Annotated in this window: 23 protein-coding genes; 8 read left to right on the top strand and 15 right to left on the bottom strand. The window is 58.2% G+C overall.

Annotated elements, in window-relative coordinates:
* The 8 genes from flgG to AB2N04_RS07995 all read right to left on the bottom strand — a co-directional run bounded on the left by flgG (position 1) and on the right by AB2N04_RS07995 (position 5,853).
* Positions 1–789 carry a flagellar basal-body rod protein FlgG gene (gene flgG, locus AB2N04_RS07960; RefSeq protein ID WP_367718172.1) on the bottom strand — a complete coding sequence of 263 codons (789 nt, stop codon included), beginning with the start codon at positions 787–789 and terminating at the stop codon, positions 1–3.
* A gap of 12 nt (positions 790–801) precedes the next feature.
* Positions 802–1,110, bottom strand: a complete 309-nt coding sequence (locus AB2N04_RS07965) for a flagellar hook-basal body complex protein FliE (protein ID WP_367718173.1) — start codon at positions 1,108–1,110, stop codon at positions 802–804.
* A complete protein-coding gene (gene flgC, locus AB2N04_RS07970; RefSeq protein WP_367718175.1) occupies positions 1,107–1,526 on the bottom strand; it encodes a flagellar basal body rod protein FlgC in 420 nt (139 codons plus the stop codon). Before flgC ends, AB2N04_RS07965 begins: the two co-directional genes overlap by 4 nt.
* A 3-nt stretch (positions 1,527–1,529) precedes the next feature.
* Positions 1,530–1,907: a flagellar basal body rod protein FlgB gene (gene flgB / locus AB2N04_RS07975; RefSeq protein WP_367718177.1), complete on the bottom strand. Its 378-nt coding sequence runs from the start codon at positions 1,905–1,907 to the stop codon at positions 1,530–1,532.
* Positions 1,908–1,973: 66 nt separating this feature from the next.
* A complete protein-coding gene (locus AB2N04_RS07980) occupies positions 1,974–2,615 on the bottom strand; it encodes a hypothetical protein (RefSeq protein WP_367718179.1) in 642 nt (213 codons plus the stop codon).
* Positions 2,612–3,994 (bottom strand): flagellar protein export ATPase FliI, encoded by a 1,383-nt coding sequence (gene fliI, locus AB2N04_RS07985; protein WP_367718181.1) that lies wholly within the window; start codon positions 3,992–3,994, stop codon positions 2,612–2,614. Before fliI ends, AB2N04_RS07980 begins: the two co-directional genes overlap by 4 nt.
* Before the next feature lie 8 nt (positions 3,995–4,002).
* Positions 4,003–4,719 (bottom strand): flagellar basal-body rod protein FlgF, encoded by a 717-nt coding sequence (gene flgF / locus AB2N04_RS07990; RefSeq protein WP_367718182.1) that lies wholly within the window; start codon positions 4,717–4,719, stop codon positions 4,003–4,005.
* A gap of 9 nt (positions 4,720–4,728) precedes the next feature.
* Complete coding sequence (locus tag AB2N04_RS07995; protein ID WP_367718184.1) at positions 4,729–5,853, bottom strand: DUF1217 domain-containing protein; 1,125 nt, start codon at positions 5,851–5,853, stop codon at positions 4,729–4,731.
* A gap of 144 nt (positions 5,854–5,997) precedes the next feature.
* Here AB2N04_RS07995 and motA point away from each other — a divergent pair, with 144 nt between their 5' ends.
* The 6 genes from motA to AB2N04_RS08025 all read left to right on the top strand — a co-directional run bounded on the left by motA (position 5,998) and on the right by AB2N04_RS08025 (position 10,916).
* Positions 5,998–6,876 (top strand): flagellar motor stator protein MotA, encoded by an 879-nt coding sequence (gene motA, locus AB2N04_RS08000; RefSeq protein ID WP_367718186.1) that lies wholly within the window; start codon positions 5,998–6,000, stop codon positions 6,874–6,876.
* A gap of 31 nt (positions 6,877–6,907) precedes the next feature.
* The gene (locus AB2N04_RS08005) at positions 6,908–7,846 is read left to right on the top strand and encodes a FliM/FliN family flagellar motor switch protein (protein ID WP_367718187.1); all 939 of its coding nucleotides are present in this window, start codon (positions 6,908–6,910) and stop codon (positions 7,844–7,846) included.
* A 31-nt stretch (positions 7,847–7,877) separates the two neighbouring features.
* Positions 7,878–8,258, top strand: coding sequence for a flagellar motor switch protein FliN (fliN, locus tag AB2N04_RS08010; protein ID WP_367718189.1), 381 nt, complete (start codon positions 7,878–7,880; stop codon positions 8,256–8,258).
* 34 nt (positions 8,259–8,292) lie between these two features.
* Positions 8,293–9,303 (top strand): FliG C-terminal domain-containing protein, encoded by a 1,011-nt coding sequence (locus AB2N04_RS08015; protein WP_367718190.1) that lies wholly within the window; start codon positions 8,293–8,295, stop codon positions 9,301–9,303.
* 85 nt (positions 9,304–9,388) lie between these two features.
* Positions 9,389–10,459 carry a flagellar biosynthesis protein FlhB gene (flhB, locus tag AB2N04_RS08020; protein WP_367718191.1) on the top strand — a complete coding sequence of 357 codons (1,071 nt, stop codon included), beginning with the start codon at positions 9,389–9,391 and terminating at the stop codon, positions 10,457–10,459.
* A 16-nt stretch (positions 10,460–10,475) separates the two neighbouring features.
* Entirely contained in the window at positions 10,476–10,916 is a 441-nt protein-coding gene (locus tag AB2N04_RS08025) for a hypothetical protein (RefSeq protein ID WP_367718192.1), read from the top strand.
* 41 nt (positions 10,917–10,957) lie between these two features.
* Here AB2N04_RS08025 and AB2N04_RS08030 read toward each other — a convergent pair whose 3' ends face one another.
* The 7 genes from AB2N04_RS08030 to AB2N04_RS08060 all read right to left on the bottom strand — a co-directional run bounded on the left by AB2N04_RS08030 (position 10,958) and on the right by AB2N04_RS08060 (position 19,165).
* Positions 10,958–11,611 (bottom strand): response regulator transcription factor, encoded by a 654-nt coding sequence (locus AB2N04_RS08030; protein WP_367718194.1) that lies wholly within the window; start codon positions 11,609–11,611, stop codon positions 10,958–10,960.
* Positions 11,612–11,623: 12 nt separating this feature from the next.
* Entirely contained in the window at positions 11,624–12,316 is a 693-nt protein-coding gene (locus tag AB2N04_RS08035) for a helix-turn-helix transcriptional regulator (RefSeq protein ID WP_367718196.1), read from the bottom strand.
* A gap of 353 nt (positions 12,317–12,669) precedes the next feature.
* Positions 12,670–13,758 carry an ABC transporter ATP-binding protein gene (locus tag AB2N04_RS08040; RefSeq protein WP_367718198.1) on the bottom strand — a complete coding sequence of 363 codons (1,089 nt, stop codon included), beginning with the start codon at positions 13,756–13,758 and terminating at the stop codon, positions 12,670–12,672.
* Positions 13,755–15,443, bottom strand: coding sequence for an alpha-amylase family glycosyl hydrolase (locus AB2N04_RS08045; RefSeq protein WP_367718199.1), 1,689 nt, complete (start codon positions 15,441–15,443; stop codon positions 13,755–13,757). The genes AB2N04_RS08040 and AB2N04_RS08045 overlap by 4 nt, the downstream gene beginning before the upstream one ends.
* An 8-nt stretch (positions 15,444–15,451) precedes the next feature.
* Positions 15,452–16,588, bottom strand: a complete 1,137-nt coding sequence (locus tag AB2N04_RS08050) for a carbohydrate ABC transporter permease (protein ID WP_367718200.1) — start codon at positions 16,586–16,588, stop codon at positions 15,452–15,454.
* Positions 16,585–17,574, bottom strand: a complete 990-nt coding sequence (locus tag AB2N04_RS08055; protein ID WP_367718765.1) for a carbohydrate ABC transporter permease — start codon at positions 17,572–17,574, stop codon at positions 16,585–16,587. The genes AB2N04_RS08050 and AB2N04_RS08055 overlap by 4 nt, the downstream gene beginning before the upstream one ends.
* A gap of 235 nt (positions 17,575–17,809) precedes the next feature.
* Complete coding sequence (locus tag AB2N04_RS08060) at positions 17,810–19,165, bottom strand: ABC transporter substrate-binding protein (RefSeq protein ID WP_367718201.1); 1,356 nt, start codon at positions 19,163–19,165, stop codon at positions 17,810–17,812.
* Between the two features lie 285 nt (positions 19,166–19,450).
* Here AB2N04_RS08060 and AB2N04_RS08065 point away from each other — a divergent pair, with 285 nt between their 5' ends.
* Both AB2N04_RS08065 and AB2N04_RS08070 read left to right on the top strand, forming a co-directional pair.
* Positions 19,451–20,509 (top strand): LacI family DNA-binding transcriptional regulator, encoded by a 1,059-nt coding sequence (locus AB2N04_RS08065; protein ID WP_367718202.1) that lies wholly within the window; start codon positions 19,451–19,453, stop codon positions 20,507–20,509.
* Between the two features lie 42 nt (positions 20,510–20,551).
* Positions 20,552–21,907 (top strand): GH1 family beta-glucosidase, encoded by a 1,356-nt coding sequence (locus tag AB2N04_RS08070; RefSeq protein ID WP_367718203.1) that lies wholly within the window; start codon positions 20,552–20,554, stop codon positions 21,905–21,907.
* Position 21,908: the final 1 nt, after the last annotated feature.

The following is a 21,908-nucleotide window of genomic DNA, read 5'->3' on the forward strand; positions in this document are numbered from 1 at the left end:
TTACCGAATCGACTGGGTGACGGTTGCGGCCATCTCGTCGGCCGCGCGAATGACCTTCGAATTCATTTCGTAGGCGCGCTGTGCTGAAATGAGCTCGGTGATTTCTTTCACAGGATCCACGTTGGAGCCTTCAAGATATCCCTGTTCGATGACCGCAAAACCGGGATCGCCGGGCACGCCCTGAATGGCTGCACCCGAGGCAGGCGTTTCTCGGAAGAGATTGTCGCCGATGGGATCGAGGCCGGCCTCGTTGGCGAAATTGGCCAGAGTGAGCTGACCGAGATCCTGGAGGTCTGCCTGGCCATCAATTCGAGCGAACACCTGACCGGTCTTGTTGATGACGATCTCGACCGCATCCTCGGGGACGACGATGGCGGGAGTGACGTTGTACCCCTGCGTGGTGACAAGCTGGCCGGTGGCGTTGGCGTTGAAGGAGCCGGCCCGCGTGTACAAAGGCTCCCCATCGGTGCCCTCGATCTCAAACCAGCCCTTGCCGACCAGCGCGACGTCGAGCTTGTTGCCGGTGCTGTTCATCGGTCCCTGAATGTGAAGGTTCCGGACGGCAGCCGCTTTCACACCCAACCCCACATTGGCGCCTTCAGGCACGATCGCCTGATTTGCACGACTGGGCACCCCCTGCATGCGTTCGGTCTGATAAAGCAGATCCGAAAATTCGGCTCGGGCACGCTTGAAGCCGGTCGTGTTGATGTTTGCGATATTGTTGGCGATGACTTCCAGGTTGAGCTGCTGGGCGCTCATGCCGGTGGCGGCGATCGACAGGGCTTTCATGATCTATGCTCCTCAGATGGCCATGCGGCTGATGTCGAGATAGGCGGTGACGAGTTTGTCGCGCACGGCGATTGCCGCCTGCAGTGCCTGTTCGGCGCTCATCACCGCATCCACGACCTCACGGGTTTCCGCCTCGCCCTGGAGTGCCTTCAGTGAGACACTTTCGGCGTGATTGAGCTTTGCAACGGTGCTGGCTGCCGCTTCACCCAAAAGGGCGCTAAAGGCTTCGCCGGTCTCAGAGGTCGTTGTCTGACCGGCCGGCTGAAGACCGCTGGTTCCGTTAAGTGCCGAAGGAGCGATGCTTCCGACAGGAGGGATCATGATTGGCTCCGCATTAAGTCGATGGTCATGGAAATCAGTTCGCGAGCCTGTTTGATGACCTGCAGGTTCGCTTCGTATCCGCGGTTGGCTTCACGCATGTCGGCCATCTCGATCAGAACGTTGACGTTTGGCATCTTGACATAGCCGCGTTCATCGGCGGCTTCGTGACCGGGGTTGAATTCGAGGGTGAATTCGGTGGGATCGCGTGCGACCGAGCCAACTTCAACGACACTGCCACCAATGCTGCGGTCGAGCTCGGCCACGAAACTGATTGTCTTGCGGCGATAAGGATCTCCGCCGGGAATTTCGCTGGTCGATTTGGCGTTTGCCAGATTTTCCGACACAACCTGCATGCGCTCTGATTGCGCCTGCAGGCCGGAAGCGGCGACTTTCAAGGATGCTGAAAGCGGATCCACGGATTAACCTCTCGACGTGTTCATGAGCATGCGGTGGAAGGCCTTGACGATGGCCGTGTTGAGTTCGAACGCGCGACGAACTTCGCTGGCATTGGCGAGTTCATCTTCAATCTTCACCGTGTTTTCTGAAGGCAGGACAGCCGGGTCTTCGGTGCTTCCCACAGAGAAAGAGGCGTTGGTCGCGCCGAATTTCAAATGATTGGGGTTGGTGCTTTTCAGCGCGACGCGGCTGCCATTGAGCACATTCTCGAAGGGTTCAACTTCGAGTGCCTTGTAGCCGGCCGTGTTGATGTTGGCGACGTTGCTGGCAACTGTCGTTTGACGTACGGAAAGCCACTTTGCCTGGTGCGTGGCGAGATCGAACAGGTTGACGGGCTGCATCGGGCAGGTCTCTCGGTCTATGCGAACATGTCTGCCGTAATCTATGCAACCAGTCTTGTGCGGGCCTTACGTCCCGTCGACGCCTGACGCAATCCGGATCACTAACTCACGCGAGGTGACGATCTCCCACGTGTCGCCACTTCTGCGGATATGCGAAACGCGGCTTCCGTCCGGGAGGCGCGATCCACGCCGAACCATCCAGTAGCCGTCATCGTCCTCGATCATGGCGCGACCGCCAATGACATGGACGAGGCGGAAGCCCGCTTCATCCCCGGGAAACGGCTGATCTTCGATCGCTTCGGTGGTTGATTGGGCAACTGTGCCGGTTGGGGTGTAGTCGATCTGTGGCATGGCGATGATCTGCGTGGGGATGCGCCTGCCGATCAGGTCCGGTAGAGCTTCGGCGGGTGGGCCTTCGGGTGTGGGTCGACCGGCAAACGACATTGGCCGAACGCCGAACTGCTCCTGATTGAAGAAAATGTACCACGGGAACATCGCACATATGGCGGCGAGCCCGACACCACCGAGCATGATCATCCAGTCGCTGCGGCTACCACTCGGTTTCGGCGTTGTTTTTGGCGTTTTCAGCCGTCGCGGCAGAAAGCCGGATTTCCGGTGCGCGCGGACCTCGGGGGCGGGCACGGGTGCCTCACTTGTCTCGCTCGGGCGCCCGTCCGGCAATTCCAGGCTCGCCAGTTTCAGCGTCATTGTGTCGGCTCTCCGGCTTTCAGTTTCATCGCCAGATCGGTGAAGGGATCGATTGAACGGGGATCGCCCGGTGTCTGGCTGAGGGCTTCGTAGATAAGCGGGATCTGTCGGACAGCCTGATCGAGCTCGGCATCGTGACCGGGCTGATAGGCGCCGAGAAGACGGATGTCACGAGTATCCTCGTAGCGTGCGATCATCGCGCGCAGGCGTGTGACCAGTCTTTTTTCATCGGCATTCCAGGCCCGGTCGGCAAGACGTGAAATGGAAGCAAGCGGATTGACGGGCGGGAAACGCCCCTGTTCAGCAATTGCGCGATCAAGCACCACGTGACCGTCGAGGATCCCGCGTACCGCGTCTGCCACGGGATCGTTGTGGTCGTCACCATCGATCAATACAGAGAGGATTGCAGTGATGGAGCCGCGTCCCGTTTCACCTGGACCGGCGCGCTCAAGCAGGCGAGGCAACTCTGTGAAGACCGAAGCGGGATAGCCGCGTGCGACTGGAGGTTCACCTGCGCCGATGGCAACTTCGCGCAGTGCATGTGCAAAGCGCGTGATGGAATCGACGATAAGAAGCACCCTGTCACCGCGATCACGGAAATACTCTGCAATGTTCATTGCCGTGTCGGGAGCCCGACGGCGCATCATCGCGCTTTCATCGCTTGTCGCCACCACCGCCACGGATTTTGCCATACCTTGCGGTCCGATCGTGTCTTCGAGGAACTCGCGCACCTCGCGCCCGCGCTCGCCCACCAGGGCGATGACCACGGTGTCGAATGCGTCGGCGTTTGCCAGCATGGATAGTAAAGTTGACTTGCCAACACCGGAGCCGGCGAACACACCCATACGCTGGCCGTGGCAAAGCGGCGTGAAGATATCGATCACACGCACACCCGTGCGGAAGGCCTCAGAAACCCGCTGGCGTTGCATGGCAGGGGGCGTTGTCGGAGCGGGCCCGTCAACTGCCGGCCCGGTGATCGGTGCTGGTTTTGCATCGGCGGGTCGACCGAGTGCATCCACGACGCGCCCCTTCCAGGACAGGCCGGGTGAAAGGTTGAGTGGTCCCCGGTTGAACACGGCTTCACCGAGCCCGACCTGTTCGGTCTGTTCATAAGGCGCCACCAGAACTCCGTCGCGCGAGACGCGCACGATTTCCCCGGCTCCGGCAGAGTTTCCATGGCTGGTGCGCCGGGAAACCAGATCGCCAAGTCTCGCAGTTCGGGAAAGGCCACGAACGCTGTAGTGGGTTGGTGAAACGTCGCTCACGCGCCCACCATGGCTAACAAGGAAACGCTCGTCGCCGGCAAAGCGGCCATAGGCCTGTTCCAGTGCAGTGAGCACTGTTTCCTTGTGCGGGACTTCTTCGGTGGTTCCGTTCACGAGACTACTCATGCACCAAGCAGTTTGATGGCGTCTTTCAACGCGGAATCGCTGTCGCTCATCAGCGCAGATACATGTTCAAATGTGCGTTGCACCTCAATGAGGTTCATCATTTCAAGAACAGGGTTGACGTTTGCCTCCTCGACAAATCCCTGTGCGACGCCGGCATCTGGCTGGTCTATGACCGGCTGAGGGTTGTCGGTGAGGAAGCCGGAATTGCCGTATCGCACATAGTCTTGCGACGGGGCGAACGCGTACAGCCCTATTGCGCCAACCAGCTGACCGTTCTGGCGCAGTGTCCCGTCCGCGCTCGCTTCGGGCGGCCCGGCGAGCGGATCCAGAAGGAGAGGCGCGCCGCCCGCATCCAGAACGGGGTGTCCGTCTATGCTGACGAGCTCACCGGTCTCGCGCATGGTGAAACGACCATCTCTCGTCACAACGGTGCCGGCGGGTGTTTCCAGCGCAAACCATGCATCCCCCTGAACAGCGAAATCGAACGGGTTCTTCGTTTCTCGCAGGCCACCTGCGTGGGTCACCACATTGGGAGTGCCGGGCGCGGCGAAGGAAACCGAATCGGGACCGTCGCCATTCACCATGTCGCGGAAGTTGACCGACGTGGCACGAAAGCCGACCGTACCGGCATTGGCGACGTTGTCGGCAAGCGTTCCAAGCCGCTTTTCCAGAGCAACCTGGGAGGAGAGGGCGACGTAGAGTCCGGTTTGCATTGGGGTCTCTTACCTCTTTAACTGCGCAATCGTGAAAAGCATGTCGCTTGAAATTCCCAGTTCCGCTGGCTGGCTGAACAAAGCGGCAATGGTCGTCTGCTGCGAACCAGACGGGTTTTCGAGCTCCCACATGGTGGTGAACCGCTTCAGGAACTCTTCGAGTTTTTCCGGCTCCCGGAAATCCTCGATGTCCAGCCGCTCGCGGATCATCTCGACCTGTTTGTCGATGTCGGCCTGGGCGAGTGCCGGGGGAAAGCCAAGCGCAGTGCGAACAACTTGCGCAATGGCCTTGTCGGCCAGCAACTCATAATAGGAGACGAATTCGGGCGCCTTGCGCTGGAAATAGAGCGCCAGCCTCACGCCTTCGTTTTCCTTGCCGGCATCCTCTTCCAGCGTCTGGCGCATATAGCGTTCTACGGCCAGATTGTTCGCCACGTTATATGTGGTCGCGTCTTCACCGTAGCGTGCGAAATTGAAGGCTTCCGCGAGAGCCCTGTAGCGTTTGTCCTCGCTCAGATTTGCCGGGCTTTCGGGGTCGTCGATGCCGCCCTCCAGAACGGAACGAAGGAATTTGGTGTCGATCCCTTCTTCAATGTCGAATCCGTGTGCCAGAAGCGCAAATGTCAGCATTTCCTGATCGCCCATCAGGTCGTCTGCCGATTTGATGTCTGCGATCCTCGACAGGTAATTGTTGATGCTTTCGATCAGAACAGGGTCGTTGGGGGCGGTGCCATTCTGGATGGCTCTAGAGAGGAATTTGTCGACTGTCCCCTTCTGCGCGGGGTTGTAGTTGGTGGTGTCCGGCCCCCCGGCAGCAAAATTATAGGTGCGGGCAAACTCCACATAGCGCTTGTCGGTGAGCTTGTTCGCAAAACTCTCAGGATCGCTAATTCCTTCTTCCAGCACCTTCACCATGAACGCCTTGGCATAGGCCATGTCGTCCAGTCCGTGGGCTTTCATTGCGTAACGGAAGAGGCGGTCGTCGTTGACGAACTCTTCTATGGAGGTCACGCGCCCTATATTGGCCTGATAATACTCCGTTTCACGCTGCACCATGGGCTGCGACTGGATGCGCTCCAGCGAACGTGAAAGGTCGCGGTTTATGAGGTTGTAGCTCGTGAAGGTGTTTATCAAGGCGCAGCCTCCGCCATTTTTGGTTGCGTCACACTAATCCGCCTATCTTGCGCGAGGCTTTCGCTGAAGCGGGGCGGCATTCAAGCTCCACGCAAGGCACGCGGGTTAAACAGGACGAAAGGCCTGAAAAATGTGGCGGTGTAGATGGGAATTCTTGTTGGACTGGTGGTAACGCTTGGCTGCGTGATCGGCGGCTATATGGCGATGGGCGGGCATGTGGATGTGCTGGTCCAGCCCTGGGAAGTGGTGATCATCTGCGGTGCTGCATTCGGTACGTTTCTCGTCGCCAACCCGATGTCTACGGTGAAAGATGCGGGCAAAGCCTGCGTCGAGGCGTTCAAGGGGGCGGTTCCCAAGGAGACCGAGTATCTGGAAACGCTGGGAGTTCTTCACAGCCTCATGCGTGAACTACGCACCAAATCGCGTGGCGAGGTGGAAGCACATATCGACAATCCGGATGAATCCGCAATTTTTCAGTCCTACCCGACCATACTGAAGAACCGGGATCTCACGAATTTCATCTGCGACTATTGCCGGATCATCATCATCGGCAATGCGCGTCCCTTCGAGATCGAGGCTCTCATGGACGAGGAGATTCAGACGATCCGCCGCGACAAGCTGAAATCCTACAACGCGCTTGTTTCGGTAGCCGAGGGCCTGCCTGCGCTCGGCATTGTTGCCGCTGTTCTGGGTGTGATCAAGGCGATGGGAGCCATCAACGAATCTCCCGAGATCCTGGGTGGCCTGGTGGGCGCGGCTCTGGTTGGAACGTTTCTGGGCATTTTCATGTCCTATGCCGTTGTTGGCCCCATCGCCACGAAGGTGAAGATCGTGCGCGAAAAAAAGAACCGTCTCTATGTCATCGTGAAGCAGACGCTGCTTGCCTATATGAACGGCTCCCTGCCCCAGGTGGCACTGGAGTTCGGACGTAAGACGATCTCTGCTTATGACCGCCCGTCCATCGATGCCGTCGAGCAAAGCACAATGAATACCGGCGGTGCCGGGGACAAGCAGGCAGCATGATGAACGACCCTCAACGGAGTGGCTATCGATCATGGCACTGACCGACGATCCAGAACTGATGCGCGCGCTGGTCGTTGAGCGCCTGGTAGGGGCCACGGGTGACCCTCGCAAGGTTTCGGACGCTGCACGATCCTGTGCGATGCGGGCTCTGCCGCGCGTGATGGAAGACTTGGCGGAGAAGCTTCCAAGCCCCATTCTGGTGGAGCTGGTCGACGTCGAAATCGTGCGGCTGGCGGAACTCAAGCCTGAGGCTGAAAGCTGCGACGCGCTTGTGGTGATACCGGGTGAGGGGTCTGGCGATGCACTCACCATGCGGCTCAACCCGGCCGCCATTTCTCTGCTGGTCGGGGCGATGTTCGGCGGCAATCCCGAGCTTCCGACGGTCCCGATCGATCGCCCGCCATCCATTATCGAGCGCGATGTGACCGCGATCGTTTTCGAGCTCTTCGCCAAGGCGCTGAACGGCAAGGGCGCGCGTTCGCTCGGACTGCGCACCGAGACGCCGGCTGTTCTAGCAGGGCAGGATTTTCGTCGTTTCGTTGTGCGGGACGGCCCCGGCGTGCGGTTGCGGTTCTCGGTCGGTGGGGAGAAAACCGGTGGGATCCTGTCTGCATGGATGCCCCAGCGCCTGCTTCTGGAAACGCGAGAGATGGGTAGCGAAGACCAGCGCCACAAGAACGCCACGGCGGCCGACTGGCACAATCGATTCAGCGACGAGGTGCTGCGCTCGAAAGTGAGTTTGAAAGCATCGATACCATTGATGAAAATGGCGTTGGGGGAGCTGGCCTCCCTGCACGAGGGGCAGGTGATCGAATTTGGTGGAGGGGCGCAGCCGGAGGCGCGCCTGGCGGTACGAGACAAGACCGTGTTCACCTGTGATTTCGGAAAGGCCGGGCAGCAATACACCGTCCGGATCAAACAGCCATTCGACGCCCGCAAGGACGTTGTCGAAGGACTACTGGCGCAATGATGCGCCGGAAACGCGGTGAAGGAGTAGACCGATGACCAATGCCGAGCCCGAGCCGCGGGAAAACGGTGAGGAAGAGCTCAACAAGGCTATCGAGGAATTGAAGGACGTTCTTCACGAAGAGACGACGAGTGCGACGGCCAGCACGGCATCCTTTGAGAGCAACCCCGATCTCGTGATGGGTATTCCCGTTGAAGTGCAGATTGTTCTGGGCAGTGCAGAGATGCCCGTCTCACAGCTGATGGCGCTCAAGAAGGGGTCAACCGTGTCGTTGAACCGCCGCGTGGGTGAGCCGGTCGAGATTGTTGTCAACGGTAGACGTATTGCTCGTGGTGAGATTACTCTGGTCGAGGACGACCCGTCGCGCTTTGGGGTGAAACTAACCGAAATCGCGGGCAAGGCATCTGCCGAGTAATGTGCAGACTGGATTGCGAATGGAAAGGTCGGTCATGACAGAAGCTTTGGCTTTGACGCAGGCACAGAAGGCAGCGACCATTCTGGTCGCGATGGGGAAACCCTCTGCGGGACGCCTGTTGAAATTCTTCAAGCAGGATGAGCTGAAAGCGTTGATGGAGGGAGCGCGCCTTTTGCGCACGATCCCCCAGGCCGAACTGGAAAAGGTCGTCAACGAGTTTGAAGCCGAGTTCACCGAAGGGGCGGGGCTGCTGGATTCCGCAGACAGCATCGACTCGATACTGACCGAATCTCTTTCGGAAGAAGAGATGAATCTCCTCATGGGACGCAATGCACCAGCCGGAAACGACGCTGAAGAGGTCTGGACGGAACTCGAGAAGCTTGAGACCGGTGAGCTGATCGAGTTGATATCGGCAGAGCATCCTCAGGTGATAGCAGCCATTCTCAGTGGAATTGCCCCTTCGATTGCATCCAAGGTGCTAGTCAGTTTCGACAAGCCGCTGCGCACCACGGTCATCAGTCGTATTGCCGCGATGGGCGATATGCCTTCATCCGCAAAGAAACTGGTTGAGAGCCGCATGAGCGAACTGTTGCGCAGTATGCGTGCGGGCAAGGATTCCGCGGTCGGTCTTGCGCGCGTGGCATCGCTGCTGAACGAGCTGGACAAGCGCGAGGCAGATGAAGTCATCAGCGAGTTGGAGCGCACGGGCACGAGCGATGTAAAGGCAATTCGTTCTCAGCTATTCAGTTTCGAGGAGATCGTGCTTCTGGATCAGAAAGCGCGGGTTGCATTGTTCGACGGCCTTTCGAGCGAACTCGTGACGCTTGCGCTTCACAACGCACCGACCGAAACGGTCGAAGCGGTGCTTTCCGCGCTTGGCCAGCGCACTCGACGCATGATCGAGTCGGAGCTTGACGCCGGCGCGGACGATGTGAAGGACGCCGACATCCTTCAGGCTCGCAAACAGATCGCCGCGACGGCTGTCAAGCTGTCCCAGCAGGGCACGTTCGTTCTGCCGGGAATGGAGCAGCAAGAGGCGGCCTGACAGTTTCCCCAGTCGGTGCCCGTATTCAGCGCGACGCGTGGCCTGCATTTGCACCAGTAACGCAAGCGCATGAGTGGAGATCCTGATGGCGGAGGGTGCCGACAAGGAAAGCAAGACAGAAGAGGCGACCGAAAAGAAAATACGCGATTCCGTGGATAAGGGGCAATTGCCCTTCTCCAAGGAAGCGCCGGTCTTCGCTTCCTTTCTTGCCATTCTGGTGTTTGCGATCTTCTTTGCTCAAGAAAGCGCGGTCAGGCTCGGCAGCTTCCTGTCGACCTTTCTTGAGAGGGCGGATGGGTGGTCGCTTGAAACCCGGTCCGACGCGATTGCGATTTATCAGCTGGTATTTTTCGAGATCGCCAAGGTGATCGGCGTTTTGATGTCCCTGCTGGTGGCTGCGGGAATTTCGGCCTCCATTCTGCAAAACACTCCGCGTTTCGTTCTCGATAGAATCAAGCCGAAAATGTCACGCATCTCGCTAAAGGAAGGCTGGAGCCGCATATTTGGGGCCAAGGGGTTTGTCGAATTTGCCAAGTCGCTTGGCAAGATCATCGTAGCAGGCGGTTTTCTCATCCTTGCCATGCGTGAAGCCGAGACTCGTCTTCTTGCAGGCATGATCACGAATCCGGTCGAGTTCACATCGGTGATCCGTGACATTGCCGTGCAAAGCCTCGTGGTCGTCACGCTTGTCGTGGCGGTGATCGCCGTCGCAGACATTTTCTGGTCCAGGCATCAATGGCATGTCGATCTGCGCATGACGAAGCAGGAGGTGAAGGACGAGCACAAGCAGACCGAGGGCGACCCGATCGTAAAGGCACGGCTGCGTTCTCTGGCGCGAGATCGTGCCCGTCAACGCATGATGTCTGCGGTGCCTCAGGCAACTCTTGTCATTGCGAACCCGACCCATTTCGCAATTGCACTCAGGTATCACCGGGATGACGATGCCGCACCGGTCGTTGTCGCAAAGGGACAGGACCTGATTGCCCTCCGTATCCGGGAGATCGCAACCGAACATGGCATTCCCGTGTTCGAGGAGCCGGTGCTCGCGCGCTCCATGTACAAACAAGTTTCGATTGATAGTTTGATTCCATCACAGTTTTACAAGGCTGTCGCGGAGCTGATCCGCCGCATCTACAAAACTGGCGAAAGACCGTAGTCAGCAGGGAACCACCATGGACAAGCAGCCGCATTCGCCTGCTCGCGAGATCATCGTAGCCAACGCCATCCGGGCCGTGGCGAACGAGTTGCGCCTTATCGACGTGGCGGATTATATCGCCTTCATTCGACTGGAGAGTCTGGCGAGTGTGGCCGATATCGTGGAGTCGGCTGCTGAACTGTATTTCATGCCAGGCACGCTGCGTCTTGGCCATGGGTGCGATGCCCACGTCTCCTGGAGCGGCAGGCCACGCATTTCGCTTGATCTGGAATTGCGGCCGCGTGGCGTGACGATCTATTTCACGCTCGAACTCAGTGATGACAATGCGGCCGTGGAAGTGAACTATGTTGCCTTCGACGACCCCTCGGACGATCCGGAAGTGAACTCTGCCTATCTGGCACAAGCGCTTCGGGATTCACGGATCGTGCGCAGTGAGCGGCCACTGATAAACGGGTAGCTCCGATGGCTGGACCATGCAAAAAATGCGGGTTCGGTACTTTAGTCGATAAGCCCGGTGCGAAGGGCCTTTGCCACCGCATGAACGCGGTTTACTGCGTCAAGCTTCTGGGTGGTGTTTGCGAGGTATTGGTTGGCCGTGTGGACTGACAGGCCGAGCCTCTTGGCGATTTCTTCGCTGGTAAGACCGTTGGCCGTCAGCTTCAGACACTGAAGTTCACGATTTGAGATCGTCGGGCCATTACAGGTGATCGGAAATGGCTGGCATTCCATCATCTGGGCGAAGAGAGCGTGACATTGGCCATGGAGGTCAAGCAGCGTATTGCGCTCAAGGTGAATATCGCTGCCCAGGAAGATAATGACGCCTTGATGGCGCTGCTCGGTGGACAAGGGGAGGGCCAGCCCATTTTCATCGACCGGCGCTGAAATCATTTCCCAGTGCGTGTCGAGCTCCTTGTCCTTCAGTTCAATCCCCCAGACGAGGGGATGAAACGTGTCTGAAAGTTTCTCCGCAAAGCGTCTGGGTAATCGGTCCACTTCATCTTCATCGATGGACCTCCCCCGCCTGCTTCGATGACCGAGGCAAAAACCAAGTTTTGGCCTGTTGCGGCTGCTGATTGAATGCAACTGGAAGCTTTCTGCTCCAATTCCTTCGGTAAGATGTTGAAATTGCTGAGAAATTCCCGAAAGCGTCATTATTCCGTCGCTTTATATTAACCGATGGCGAATGGCTGTTGCGATGGCCATGGCGCGGTTTCTTGCGGCAAGCTTGTGAATTGCATGGGCAACATAGCTGTTCACCGTATTGGAAGACACGTTGATGATGAGTGAGACTTCATCAGCCGTCTTGCCTTCGGATGCCCAATAGAGACACTCACGCTCGCGTTCAGAAAGTGGTTCGCCAACCATCTCCGTTTTTGTTCGCAGTCCCGACAGAAGATGGCATAACCCGATCTGAAAACGAGAAAGCTCCATGGTATCGATCGTGCCGGCTTCCGCGCTCGAAATCAGCGCGATATAGCGCTTTTTTCCGGTGGGAAGCTTGAGCAGATACATCTCCTGGTGGTCGTGGTCACACAGGCAGGCAATCTCGTCACAGGCCAGAAGAGCGGTGAGAGCGAGAGGATGCCAGCCGTGCGGGGCAGAGCCGGGAAATGTGGAAACGGTGCTGTCGATGAGCCGCGTGATCGCCGCCATCCCGACATCTTCAATCGTGTCAAAGCTCCAGTTCGAAACGAGAATGTTGGCCAGGCCGGTTGCACCATCAGGGGCTGCCTCGGCGACGAGATAGGCCGCACTCCCGGCCGTATTACTGTAGTTGCGGGCAAAGGCGCTGAGATCACGGCGGCTGACCGATTTTTTGTGAAGGCCGTCCTGTCTCTGTTGTGTCTCAGCTTTCATTCGGTGTCACCGCGGATCTGCTTTTCTCTCGTCGTGCGCCAATAGTGCATACCGGTTACGCGATTGCACAAACGCATACTGTCGTTACGCTGTTACTGCTGCCGCCTGGATGTGAGCGACATATGAAGAGCCTGACCGAAAACGCATTCGCGCATGGTCTGATAGTTTCGCACTTGCCGCCTTGAGCAGGATCAACATCAAAAAGATGTCCGGCACGGGAAGAACAGTTCCCGAGCGAAAGTGTTTCTGGAGACCAGAGCGCGCTCAGTGAAAGATGGCCTCCATTTCATTTTCCAAATGGTTAGGTAAGCATTCGATTCGGGTCAAGAATTACTCAGATTGCTTTTGATGTTTCAAATACTCAAAAGTGAACGTCCGTTTTCTCCAAAAAGGTGCATTTTTTCAGGGCTTGCACCGATTTTCAGACGGTCTCCCCTGGCATGATGGCCAATCCCCGGGCACTTCACGATGATCGCTTCATCCACACCTTTCACATTCACGTAAACATTGGTCACTTCGCCAAGGCGCTCGACGAAGTGAACCTCGCCTTCAAAGAGGCTCTCATCGTCTTCACAAACGCGAAGGTCTTCCGGCCGCACGCCAAGATGGGCGGAGGTGCCGGTCAGGCCTTCCGGCGAGGGGATGGGGATCGTGGTCTGTCGGTCCGATAGGCTGACAACGGTCTGCCCACCCGCTTGCTCGATTCGGACGGGCAGGATGTTCATGGCCGGCGAGCCGATGAAGCGCGCGACAAACAGGTTCGCCGGTTTCTCGTATAATTCGATCGGCGCACCCACCTGTTCAATTCGGCCAGCCGAAAGCACCACGATCCTGTCGGCCAGCGTCATCGCTTCAACCTGATCGTGGGTTACATAGATCATTGTGGTTTCGGGCATGGAGCTTTTGAGCTTGGCGATCTCAATGCGGGTGGCAACCCGCAGAGCGGCGTCGAGATTGGATAGCGGTTCGTCAAACAGAAACACTCTGGGGTTGCGCACAATCGCGCGACCAATTGCAACGCGCTGGCGCTGGCCACCCGAAAGCGCTTTGGGCAGTCGGTCGAGATATGGTGTGAGCTGGAGAATTTCCGCAGCTGCCCGGACACGCCGTTCGATGTCCTCCTTCGGAGCTTTTGCGATCTTCATGCCGAAGGCCATGTTGTCGTAGACGGTCATATGCGGGTAAAGCGCATAAGACTGGAAAACCATCGCGATGCCGCGCTGCGACGGGGGGATGTCATTCACGCGCTGACCGCCGATGAACATGTCGCCGCCAGTGATGTTTTCAAGACCGGCGATCATGCGCAGCAGTGTGGATTTCCCGCAGCCCGAGGGGCCCACAAAGACGATGAATTCGCCGTCTTCAACCTTAAGATCTATGCCGTGGATGACCTTGGTCGCACCATAGCTTTTCTGAATGTTCTTCAGGTCGAGCGCTGTCATTTCTCCACTCTCCTGCTGCCGAACCAAGCCCCGTAGGGCGGTAGTTTCAGGATGCCGTTTTCAAGCACTCCGCTGGTCGGGGCGTCTTCCATGGCCACATAGGCATCAAGATCACGCGAATGTTCAACCGGATGGCCAGACATGTTGATGGCAACGAGGATCGCATGCTCGTTCATCGAACGCTCGAAGATCAGCAGGTCGGAGCCTGCCTCCTTAAAACTTATGGCACCCTTGGCGAAGACGGGATGTCGGGCGCGGAAGGCAAGTGTTTTGCGATAATGGGAGAGGAGGGAGGCTGACCGCTCCTGTGCGGACACCGCCAGATGCAGGTGCTCCGGTGGAACCGGCAGCCATGGTTTTGCGTCTGAGAACCCGCCATTGGCGCCGTCTTTTGACCAGACCATAGGTGTTCGGCAGCCATCCCGCCCCCGGAATGTCGGCCAGAACCGGATGCCATAGGGGTCCTGCAGGTCCTCGAAGTCGAGCACGGCTTCCGTGAGGCCGAGTTCTTCGCCCTGGTAGAGACAGACAGAGCCGCGCAGGGACAGAAGCAGCGTCGCCGTCATCTTGAGAAAGGCTTCGTGATCCTCCACCTGGTCGGCCCAGCGTGATGCGTGGCGCACGACGTCATGGTTGGAAAAGCTCCAGCATGACCACCCATCGGGGGCTTTTTCCTCAAACGCTTCGATCACCTCGCGAACCCGATGGGGCGTTGGCTTCTCCTGCGAGAGGAACTCGAAGGAGTAGCACATGTGTACCTTGTCGCCGCCGCTCGTATATTGGGCGACAATATCCAGTCCGCGTTGCGCGTCTCCCACTTCGCCAACAGCTGTGGTGCCGGGGTATTCATCGAGCAGGGAGCGAAAGCGCTTCAGGAACCGGAGGTTCTCCGGCTGGTTCTTGTCGTAGAGATGGTCCTGATAATTGTAAGGGTTGACCGCGGGGGCGATGGAAGCGTTGCGCTGCTCCCTTTCAAGCGGTGGGTTGTTTTCCAGCCCAGCTGAGTGAACGTAGAAATTGACCGTGTCGAGGCGGAAACCATCGACACCGCGCTCAAGCCAAAAGCGGACGGCATCAAGGAGTGCGTCCTGGACGCCGGGATTGTGGAAATTGAGATCGGGCTGGCTCGTAAGGAAATTGTGCAGGTAATACTGACAGCGGCCGGTGTCCCACTCCCACGCAGAGCCTCCGAAAATTGACAGCCAGTTGTTGGGCGGGCTGCCATCCGGCCTGGGATCGGCCCACACATACCAGTCGGCGCGCGGATTGGTGCGGCTCTGGCGGCTTTCGATGAACCAGGGGTGCTGATCCGAAGAGTGGGAAATGACCTGATCGATGATGACCTTGAGGCCCAGCCGGTGCGCCTCGGCGATCAGGGTATCGAAATCGGCCAGTGTGCCGAACATCGGATCGATTTTCCTGTAGTCGGAAACGTCATATCCGAAGTCGAGCATGGGCGATTTGAAAAAGGGCGATATCCAGATGGCATCGACGCCGAGGGAGGCGATGTAGGGCAGGCGCTGCGTGATGCCTTTGAGATCTCCGACTCCGTCTCCGTTGGAATCCTGAAAGGAGCGGGGGTAGATCTGATATATGACTGCGCCACGCCACCAGTCGGTGTCTATCCCGTTATGGCGGATGGCTCCGGGAGCAGGTTCGGTCGGAGCTTTGTGCAGAACATTCATGGGAGCGGTCAGCCTCCTTTGACGGACCCGGCCAGAAGGCCGCGGACCAGGTATCGTTGCAATGCGAAGAAAACGAGAATGGGCACCACGATGGCCACGAAGGCCGAGGCGGTGAGAATTTCCCAGTTCCCGCCGCGAGAGCCAAGCAGTTCTCGCAGGCGGCCTGTCAGGACCAGCTGATCTTCGTTGTTGCCGAGAAAGACGGTCGCCACGAGCAGGTCGTTCCAGACCCACAGGAACTGGAAGATCGCAAATGAGGCCAGTGCGGGAAAGGACAATGGCAGGATGATCTTGCGGAATATCTCGAAATCCGAGGCGCCATCGACCCGTGCACTCTCAATGATCTCGCGAGGCAGGCCGGACATGTAGTTGCGCAGGAGATAGATGGCGAGCGGCAGACCAAAGCCGGTATGGGCGAGCCAGATGCCTATGAACGATTTGCCGATGCCGACCGTGTTGTAGAGGCGCAGAAGCGGGATGAGCGACATCTGAAGCGGCACGACAAGCAGGCCAACGATGGCGGCGAGCAGGAGCACGCGGCCGGGGAATTTCATCCATGCAAGGGCATAGGCTGCATAGGCGGCGATGAGGATCGGGATGACGGTCGCCGGAATGGTCACGGTCATGGTGTTGATGAAACTTCTGCCGAGCCCCTCGGAAAACAGCACGTTTTCATAGTTTTCGGTGGTGAAGCGTGGTGGTTCGACGGAACTCACGAAGATGCGTTGTCCGCGACCGGGTTTGGGCTTTTGTGCATAGGCGATGGTATAGTCGCCATTGGATTCGACCGTGAGTGTGCCGCCTCCGCGCAATTCTGCGGTTTCACCGACCGAAAAGGCGGCAGGATTACGCGAGGAAATGCCGAAGCCAGTGACTTTTCCGGTATCGCCCTCGAATACATTTCCGGTGAGCACGTAGCGACTGTCTGCGAGCGTGGCGTTTTCCGGCGCCGCAGCACGTGTGACCATGTTGCGTTCAGATGAGGTAAGGGCAGTCCACCAGCCACTCAAGGCGAGCTGATCCTTGTCGCGAAGAGATGAAACGAGAATGCCGAAAGTGGGCAGGGTCCAAAGCGCGACGAGTAGCAGGACGGAAATGTTGACGGCCCAGGAGAGGGCAGGGCGTGAGCCGACGGGCGTGCTCATTTCAAGTCCTTCCGTGCTTCACGGACGTTCCAGATCATGATTGGCATGACCATGGTCATGATGACCAGCGCGATGGTGGAAGCGCGACCGAAATCGAGGCCGCGAAACATCCAGTCAAACATGTAGTTGGCCAGTACCTGGCTGCCCCACTGGCCGTTGGTCATGGCCAGGACGATATCGAACACTTTGAGGACCAGAATGGTGATTGTGGTCCAGACCACGGCTATGGTGCCCCAGATCTGGGGAATTTTGATCTTGTAGAATATCTGGAAGGGCGAGGCTCCGTCGATGATCGCGGCTTCAATGGTCTCCTCCGGGATACCGCGCAGCGCTGCCGAGAGGATCACCATGGCGAAGCCCGTCTGTATCCAGACGAGGATCACCATCAGGAAGAAATTGTTCCAGAACGGGATCGTGATCCACGCTTGTGGTTCGCCCCCGAAAAAGGTGACGATGGCGTTGAGAATGCCGATCTGGTCGGAGCCTTCGGCGCGGTAGTCATAGATGAATTTCCAGATCACGCTGGCGCCTACGAAGGAGATAGCCATGGGCATGAAAATCAGGCTTTTTGCGACATTGCCCCAGCCGATGCGATCAGTGAGGGTGGCGGCGATGAGGCCGAAAAAGGTCGCGGCAGCGGGCACCACGATCAGCCAGAGAATATTGTTGCGCATGCTTTCGCGGAAGGATGCATCCTGCGCCAGCCAGGCATAGTTGGCGCCCCCAACCCAGCTTTCTCCGCGCGGTCCGTAGAAGGACAGTATGATCGAGTTGATCACCGGGTAGACCAGATAGATCCCCAGAATTACGACGGCTGGTCCCAGGAACAGCCAGGGCCGGATGCTGCTTGCGGCATTGATGTTTTCGGCCACGCGACTGCCGCGTGGCGGATAGACCAGATCGAGCAATTTGTTGGTGCCCCAGAAATAACCGAAGCAGGCGGCCAGCCCAAGCGCCATGACCAGTACGGCCTGCACCAGTCCCATGTCGGGAAGGATGTGTTTGAACGCCGTAAAAGCAGTGGTCGCGCAGAGGACCGCGAAGCCGATGCCCACCAGCATGATGACCAGGGCGATTGCCAGATGCTGGAGAAATTTCAGTGGGGCGGTGAGGTTGGTTCTGTTTATGGACATGGCCTTATCTGCCTCACGGAGCGAATGTGCATTCCCTGGCCAGGGCTCCCGCCACCAGTGGTGCGGCGGGAACCTTGCAACGTGCTGGCTACTTTATCGCGTCCCATTCTTTCTGGATGTCGGCGGCGACGTCTTTGGCGGATTTGCCGCCCACATAGTCGATCATGCCTGTCCAGAACGCGCCTGCGCCGACCTTCCCCGGCATCAGGTCGGATCCGTCGAAGCGGAAGGTGGTGGCCTCTGCGAGGATTTCCCCCTGCTTTCTAAGCGCGTCATTGGCATAGGCTTCTGAACTTACGCCGGTGTACGGGGTGAGAAAGCCCGACTGAGCCATCCAGATTTCGTGAGCAATCGGCGTTTTCAGGAATTCGATGAAGGCGCGGGCCGCATCGGTGTCCCTGGTAATGCCGAAGACCGTGCCTGCACCGAGAACAGGCTTGCCAAGGTCCTTGCCCTCATAGGCGGGCATGTAGAAGAAGTCGGCATCAACACCCAGTTTCGTGCCTTCGGGGAAAAAGCTCGGGATGAAGGACGCCTGACGGTGCATGTAGCATTCTGCAGGCACTCCGAAGAGGCCCTTCGGGCTGTCTCGAAAATCGGTGGAGGCGACGCCTCCGGCGCCCCCGGCAACGAAATTGTCATTGCGGGCGAACCAGCCGAACTCCTCAATGGCACCGACGACGCGTTCATCGTCGAAGGAGATCTCGTTATTGACCCACTGGTCATAGATTTCAGGTGGCTGGGTACGCAGCATCATGTCTTCGACCCAGTCTGTTGCCGGCCAGCCGGTTGCGCCACCCGACCCAAGACCGATGCACCAGGGCGTCTCGCCGTTGGCGGCAATTTCCTCGGTCAGCGTTTTCAGCTCTTCCAACGTTTCAGGGACCTGGTAGCCGGCGTCCTCGAAGTTTTCAGGAACATACCAGACGAGTGATTTCAGGTCGGCCTTGTAGGGAAATGCGTAAAATGCCTTTGTACCATCCTTGCCATTGTAGGAGCCAAGATCGACCCAGGAACTGCCCGCGGCATAATTGTCTTTCATCCAGTCGGCCGTCTCATCGCCAAGCGGCGCGAGGTGCCCCTTTTCCGCAAGATTGGCGGCCAGCCCCGGTTGCGGAAAAATGGCAAGGTCGGGCGCGCTGCCGGCTTCCGTGTCGATGACGATCTGCTGTTCGAACGAATCGGAGCCTGAATAGTTCACCTCGGCGCCAGTCGCCTCTTCGAAATAGGCAAAGACCGATTCGAACAATTCCTGATCTGCCGAAAGCCATGGCCCGAAAATGCTCAGTTTCTGCCCCGTGAGGTCGTGGGCTGCCTTGAAGTCTTCAAAGCTCTGCCAGTTGAAGCGGGCGTCTTCCCCGGGCGTGAATTTCAGGTCGGCGGCGTGAACGGTGGTGCCGGCGAGCGAAAGGGCTAGCGCGCCGATGATCATGGGCGTTTTCATGGTTCCTCCACTGTGCGGCACGGGGCCGCTCCTCCTCAAGCACTGCGGGTTAAGCGTATTGAGAGAATTTCAGATTTCTTCAAAGCGCTTTGGAATTTTTGTAGCATCAGTCCGTGATCGCTGTGAGTCAAGGGGTAAGGGGAAATGGAGTGTTAGGTCCCATATTTTTTAACGGTTTTAGAGAGTTTTTAGATGTAGTACGATTTTAGCGCTCAGGGGGGCTTGATCTGACTCTGGTCCTGTGAGACCAATCTTTTTCAAAGCGCTTTGAATAAGGAAGACGCGTTGACATCCCGCAAGGCAATCAATTTGAAAATGCTCTCCGAGGCGCTGGGCCTGTCTCAGACCACGGTATCTAGGGCGCTGAACGGGTTTCCCGAAGTGGCAGAAAAAACACGGGCCCGGGTGATCGAGGCGGCGGAGCGCCTGAACTATCGCCCCAGCCCCAGTGCTGCAAGCCTTGCCACAGGCAAGTCGCGCATGATCGGCCATGTGGTCAGTCTGTCCGAGCATGACATGATCAACCCGCATTTCGCCGACTTCATTGCCGGTGCCGGCGAGGTTTATGGTCAAAATGGCTACGATGTTCTCCTGCGGCTTGCACCGCCCGAAGAGCAGGAGCGTATTTACCGCGATCTGGTGGACGACCAGCGTGTCGATGGGGTGGTGGTTCATGGGCCGCTGACCGGCGACAGTCGCATCGAGCTCCTAAACCGGCTTGGACTACCGTTCGTGGTGCACGGTCGCTGCGACAGGGAAGGGGCGGATTATTGCTGGATGGATGTCAACAACCGGCGGGCTTTCCACCGCGCAGCCCGTTTTCTGCTCGACCTGGGGCACCGGCGCATAGCGCTCATCAACGGGCTGGAAGGCATGAATTTCGCAGACCGTCGCCGGCAGGGTTATGAAGCGGCTCTGGAAGAGGCGGGGATAGGGCTCGATGAAAAGCTGGTTCACAGCGCCGACATGGTGGAGCCATATGGCTACTACGCAACGAGCGAATTGATGTCGCTCGCCAGTCCGCCCACCGCAATTCTGGTTTCCAGCGTGTTGCCGGCGATGGGAGCGGCGCGCGCGTTGTCAGATCTCGACCTGCGTGCGGGCGAAGACGTCTCGATCATCGCCTTTGACGACTGTCTTTCCTTTCTGCAGACCGGGTACGGAGGCAGGGTGCCGGACATTCCCTATTTCACGGCGGTACGCTCCTCCATCCGGGAGGCGGGCAAGCGTGTCGCCCAGATGTTGCTGGAGCGAATCAGCGACCCTGAAGGCCCATTGAAATGCGAACTCTGGGAGGCCGATTTCGTGATCGGCCGCACCACCGCACCGCCGCCTCGCCGCTGAAGGCGAATGAAACAGTCGGAACAACCAACCGGGAGCCCTCTCATGTCCGTTCACTACCGGCAGGCAATGGAGCTCGACTTGTCCCGTTCGGATTTTCCCGACGATTTCGTATTCGGGGCAGCCACGTCGAGCTATCAGATTGAAGGCAGCCGGTTTGGCGGCTGCGGCACGTCGCATTGGGATACCTTTGCAGCAACACCGGGCAACACCGTGCGCAGCGAAGGGGGCGCGCTTGCCTGCGATCACTATCACCGTTGGGAAAGTGATCTCGATCTTGTGCGTGATGCCGGCTTCGACTGCTACCGGTTTTCGACCTCCTGGTCGCGTGTTCTGCCGGAGGGGCGCGGGCCGGCCAACGCCGAAGGGCTCGATTTTTATGATCGTCTCGTCGATGGCATGCTTGCCCGTGGACTCAAACCCCATGCTACGCTCTACCACTGGGATCTGCCCGTGCCGCTGGCCGATCTCGGCGGTTGGCGAAACCGGGACATTGCGGGGTGGTTTGCCGATTACGCCGAAGTGGTGATGAAGCGCATCGGCGACCGTGTTGCAACGGCTGCCACGATCAACGAACCGTGGTGCGTGGCCTGGCTCAGCCATTTCATGGGCGAGCATGCACCGGGCATGCGCGACATTCGCGCCGCCGCACGCGCCATGCATCATGTGCTTTTGGCTCATGGGCGGGCGACGCAGGCAATGCGGGCGCTTGGAATGGACAATCTGGGGCTGGTCGCCAATTTCGAATACGCGCAGGCTGCCGATGACAGCGCCGCGGCAAAGGCCGCTGCACGCCTTTATGATGGAATCTATAATCGCTGGTTCCTCGGTGGGGTCTTCAAGCGAGCCTATCCGGAAGATGTTCTGGAGGGGCTAGGCCCTCACATGCCGGAAGATTTCGAGAACGATTTTGACATTATCGGAACGACGGTCGACTGGCTCGGCATCAACTATTATACACGCAAGCTGATAGCCTCTGACGGGTCCACTCAATTTCCGGCGCTGAAGGAGGTGGAGGGGCCACTCCCCAAGACACAGATGGGGTGGGAGATCTATCCGGAGGGACTGCACCACTTCATCACCTGGGTCCAGAAAAACTATACGGGTGAACTTCCCATCTATGTGACCGAGAATGGCATGGCATCACACGATGAGGCTGCAGGTGGAGCTGTTTACGACCCGGCGAGGATCGATTTCCTCAACCGTCACCTTCACGCGGTGCGACATGCAATTGCAGAAGGCGCACCCGTAAAGGGCTATATCGTGTGGTCGCTTCTCGACAATTACGAGTGGGCCTTTGGCTATGAAAAGCGCTTCGGCCTGGTGCATGTGGATTTTGAAACGCTGGAGCGCACGCCCAAGACCTCCTGGCATGCACTCCAGCGCGCGTTGAGACGCTGAA

The sequence above is a fragment of the Nitratireductor sp. GISD-1A_MAKvit genome, assembly GCF_040819555.1.
Taxonomy (GTDB): domain Bacteria; phylum Pseudomonadota; class Alphaproteobacteria; order Rhizobiales; family Rhizobiaceae; genus Nitratireductor.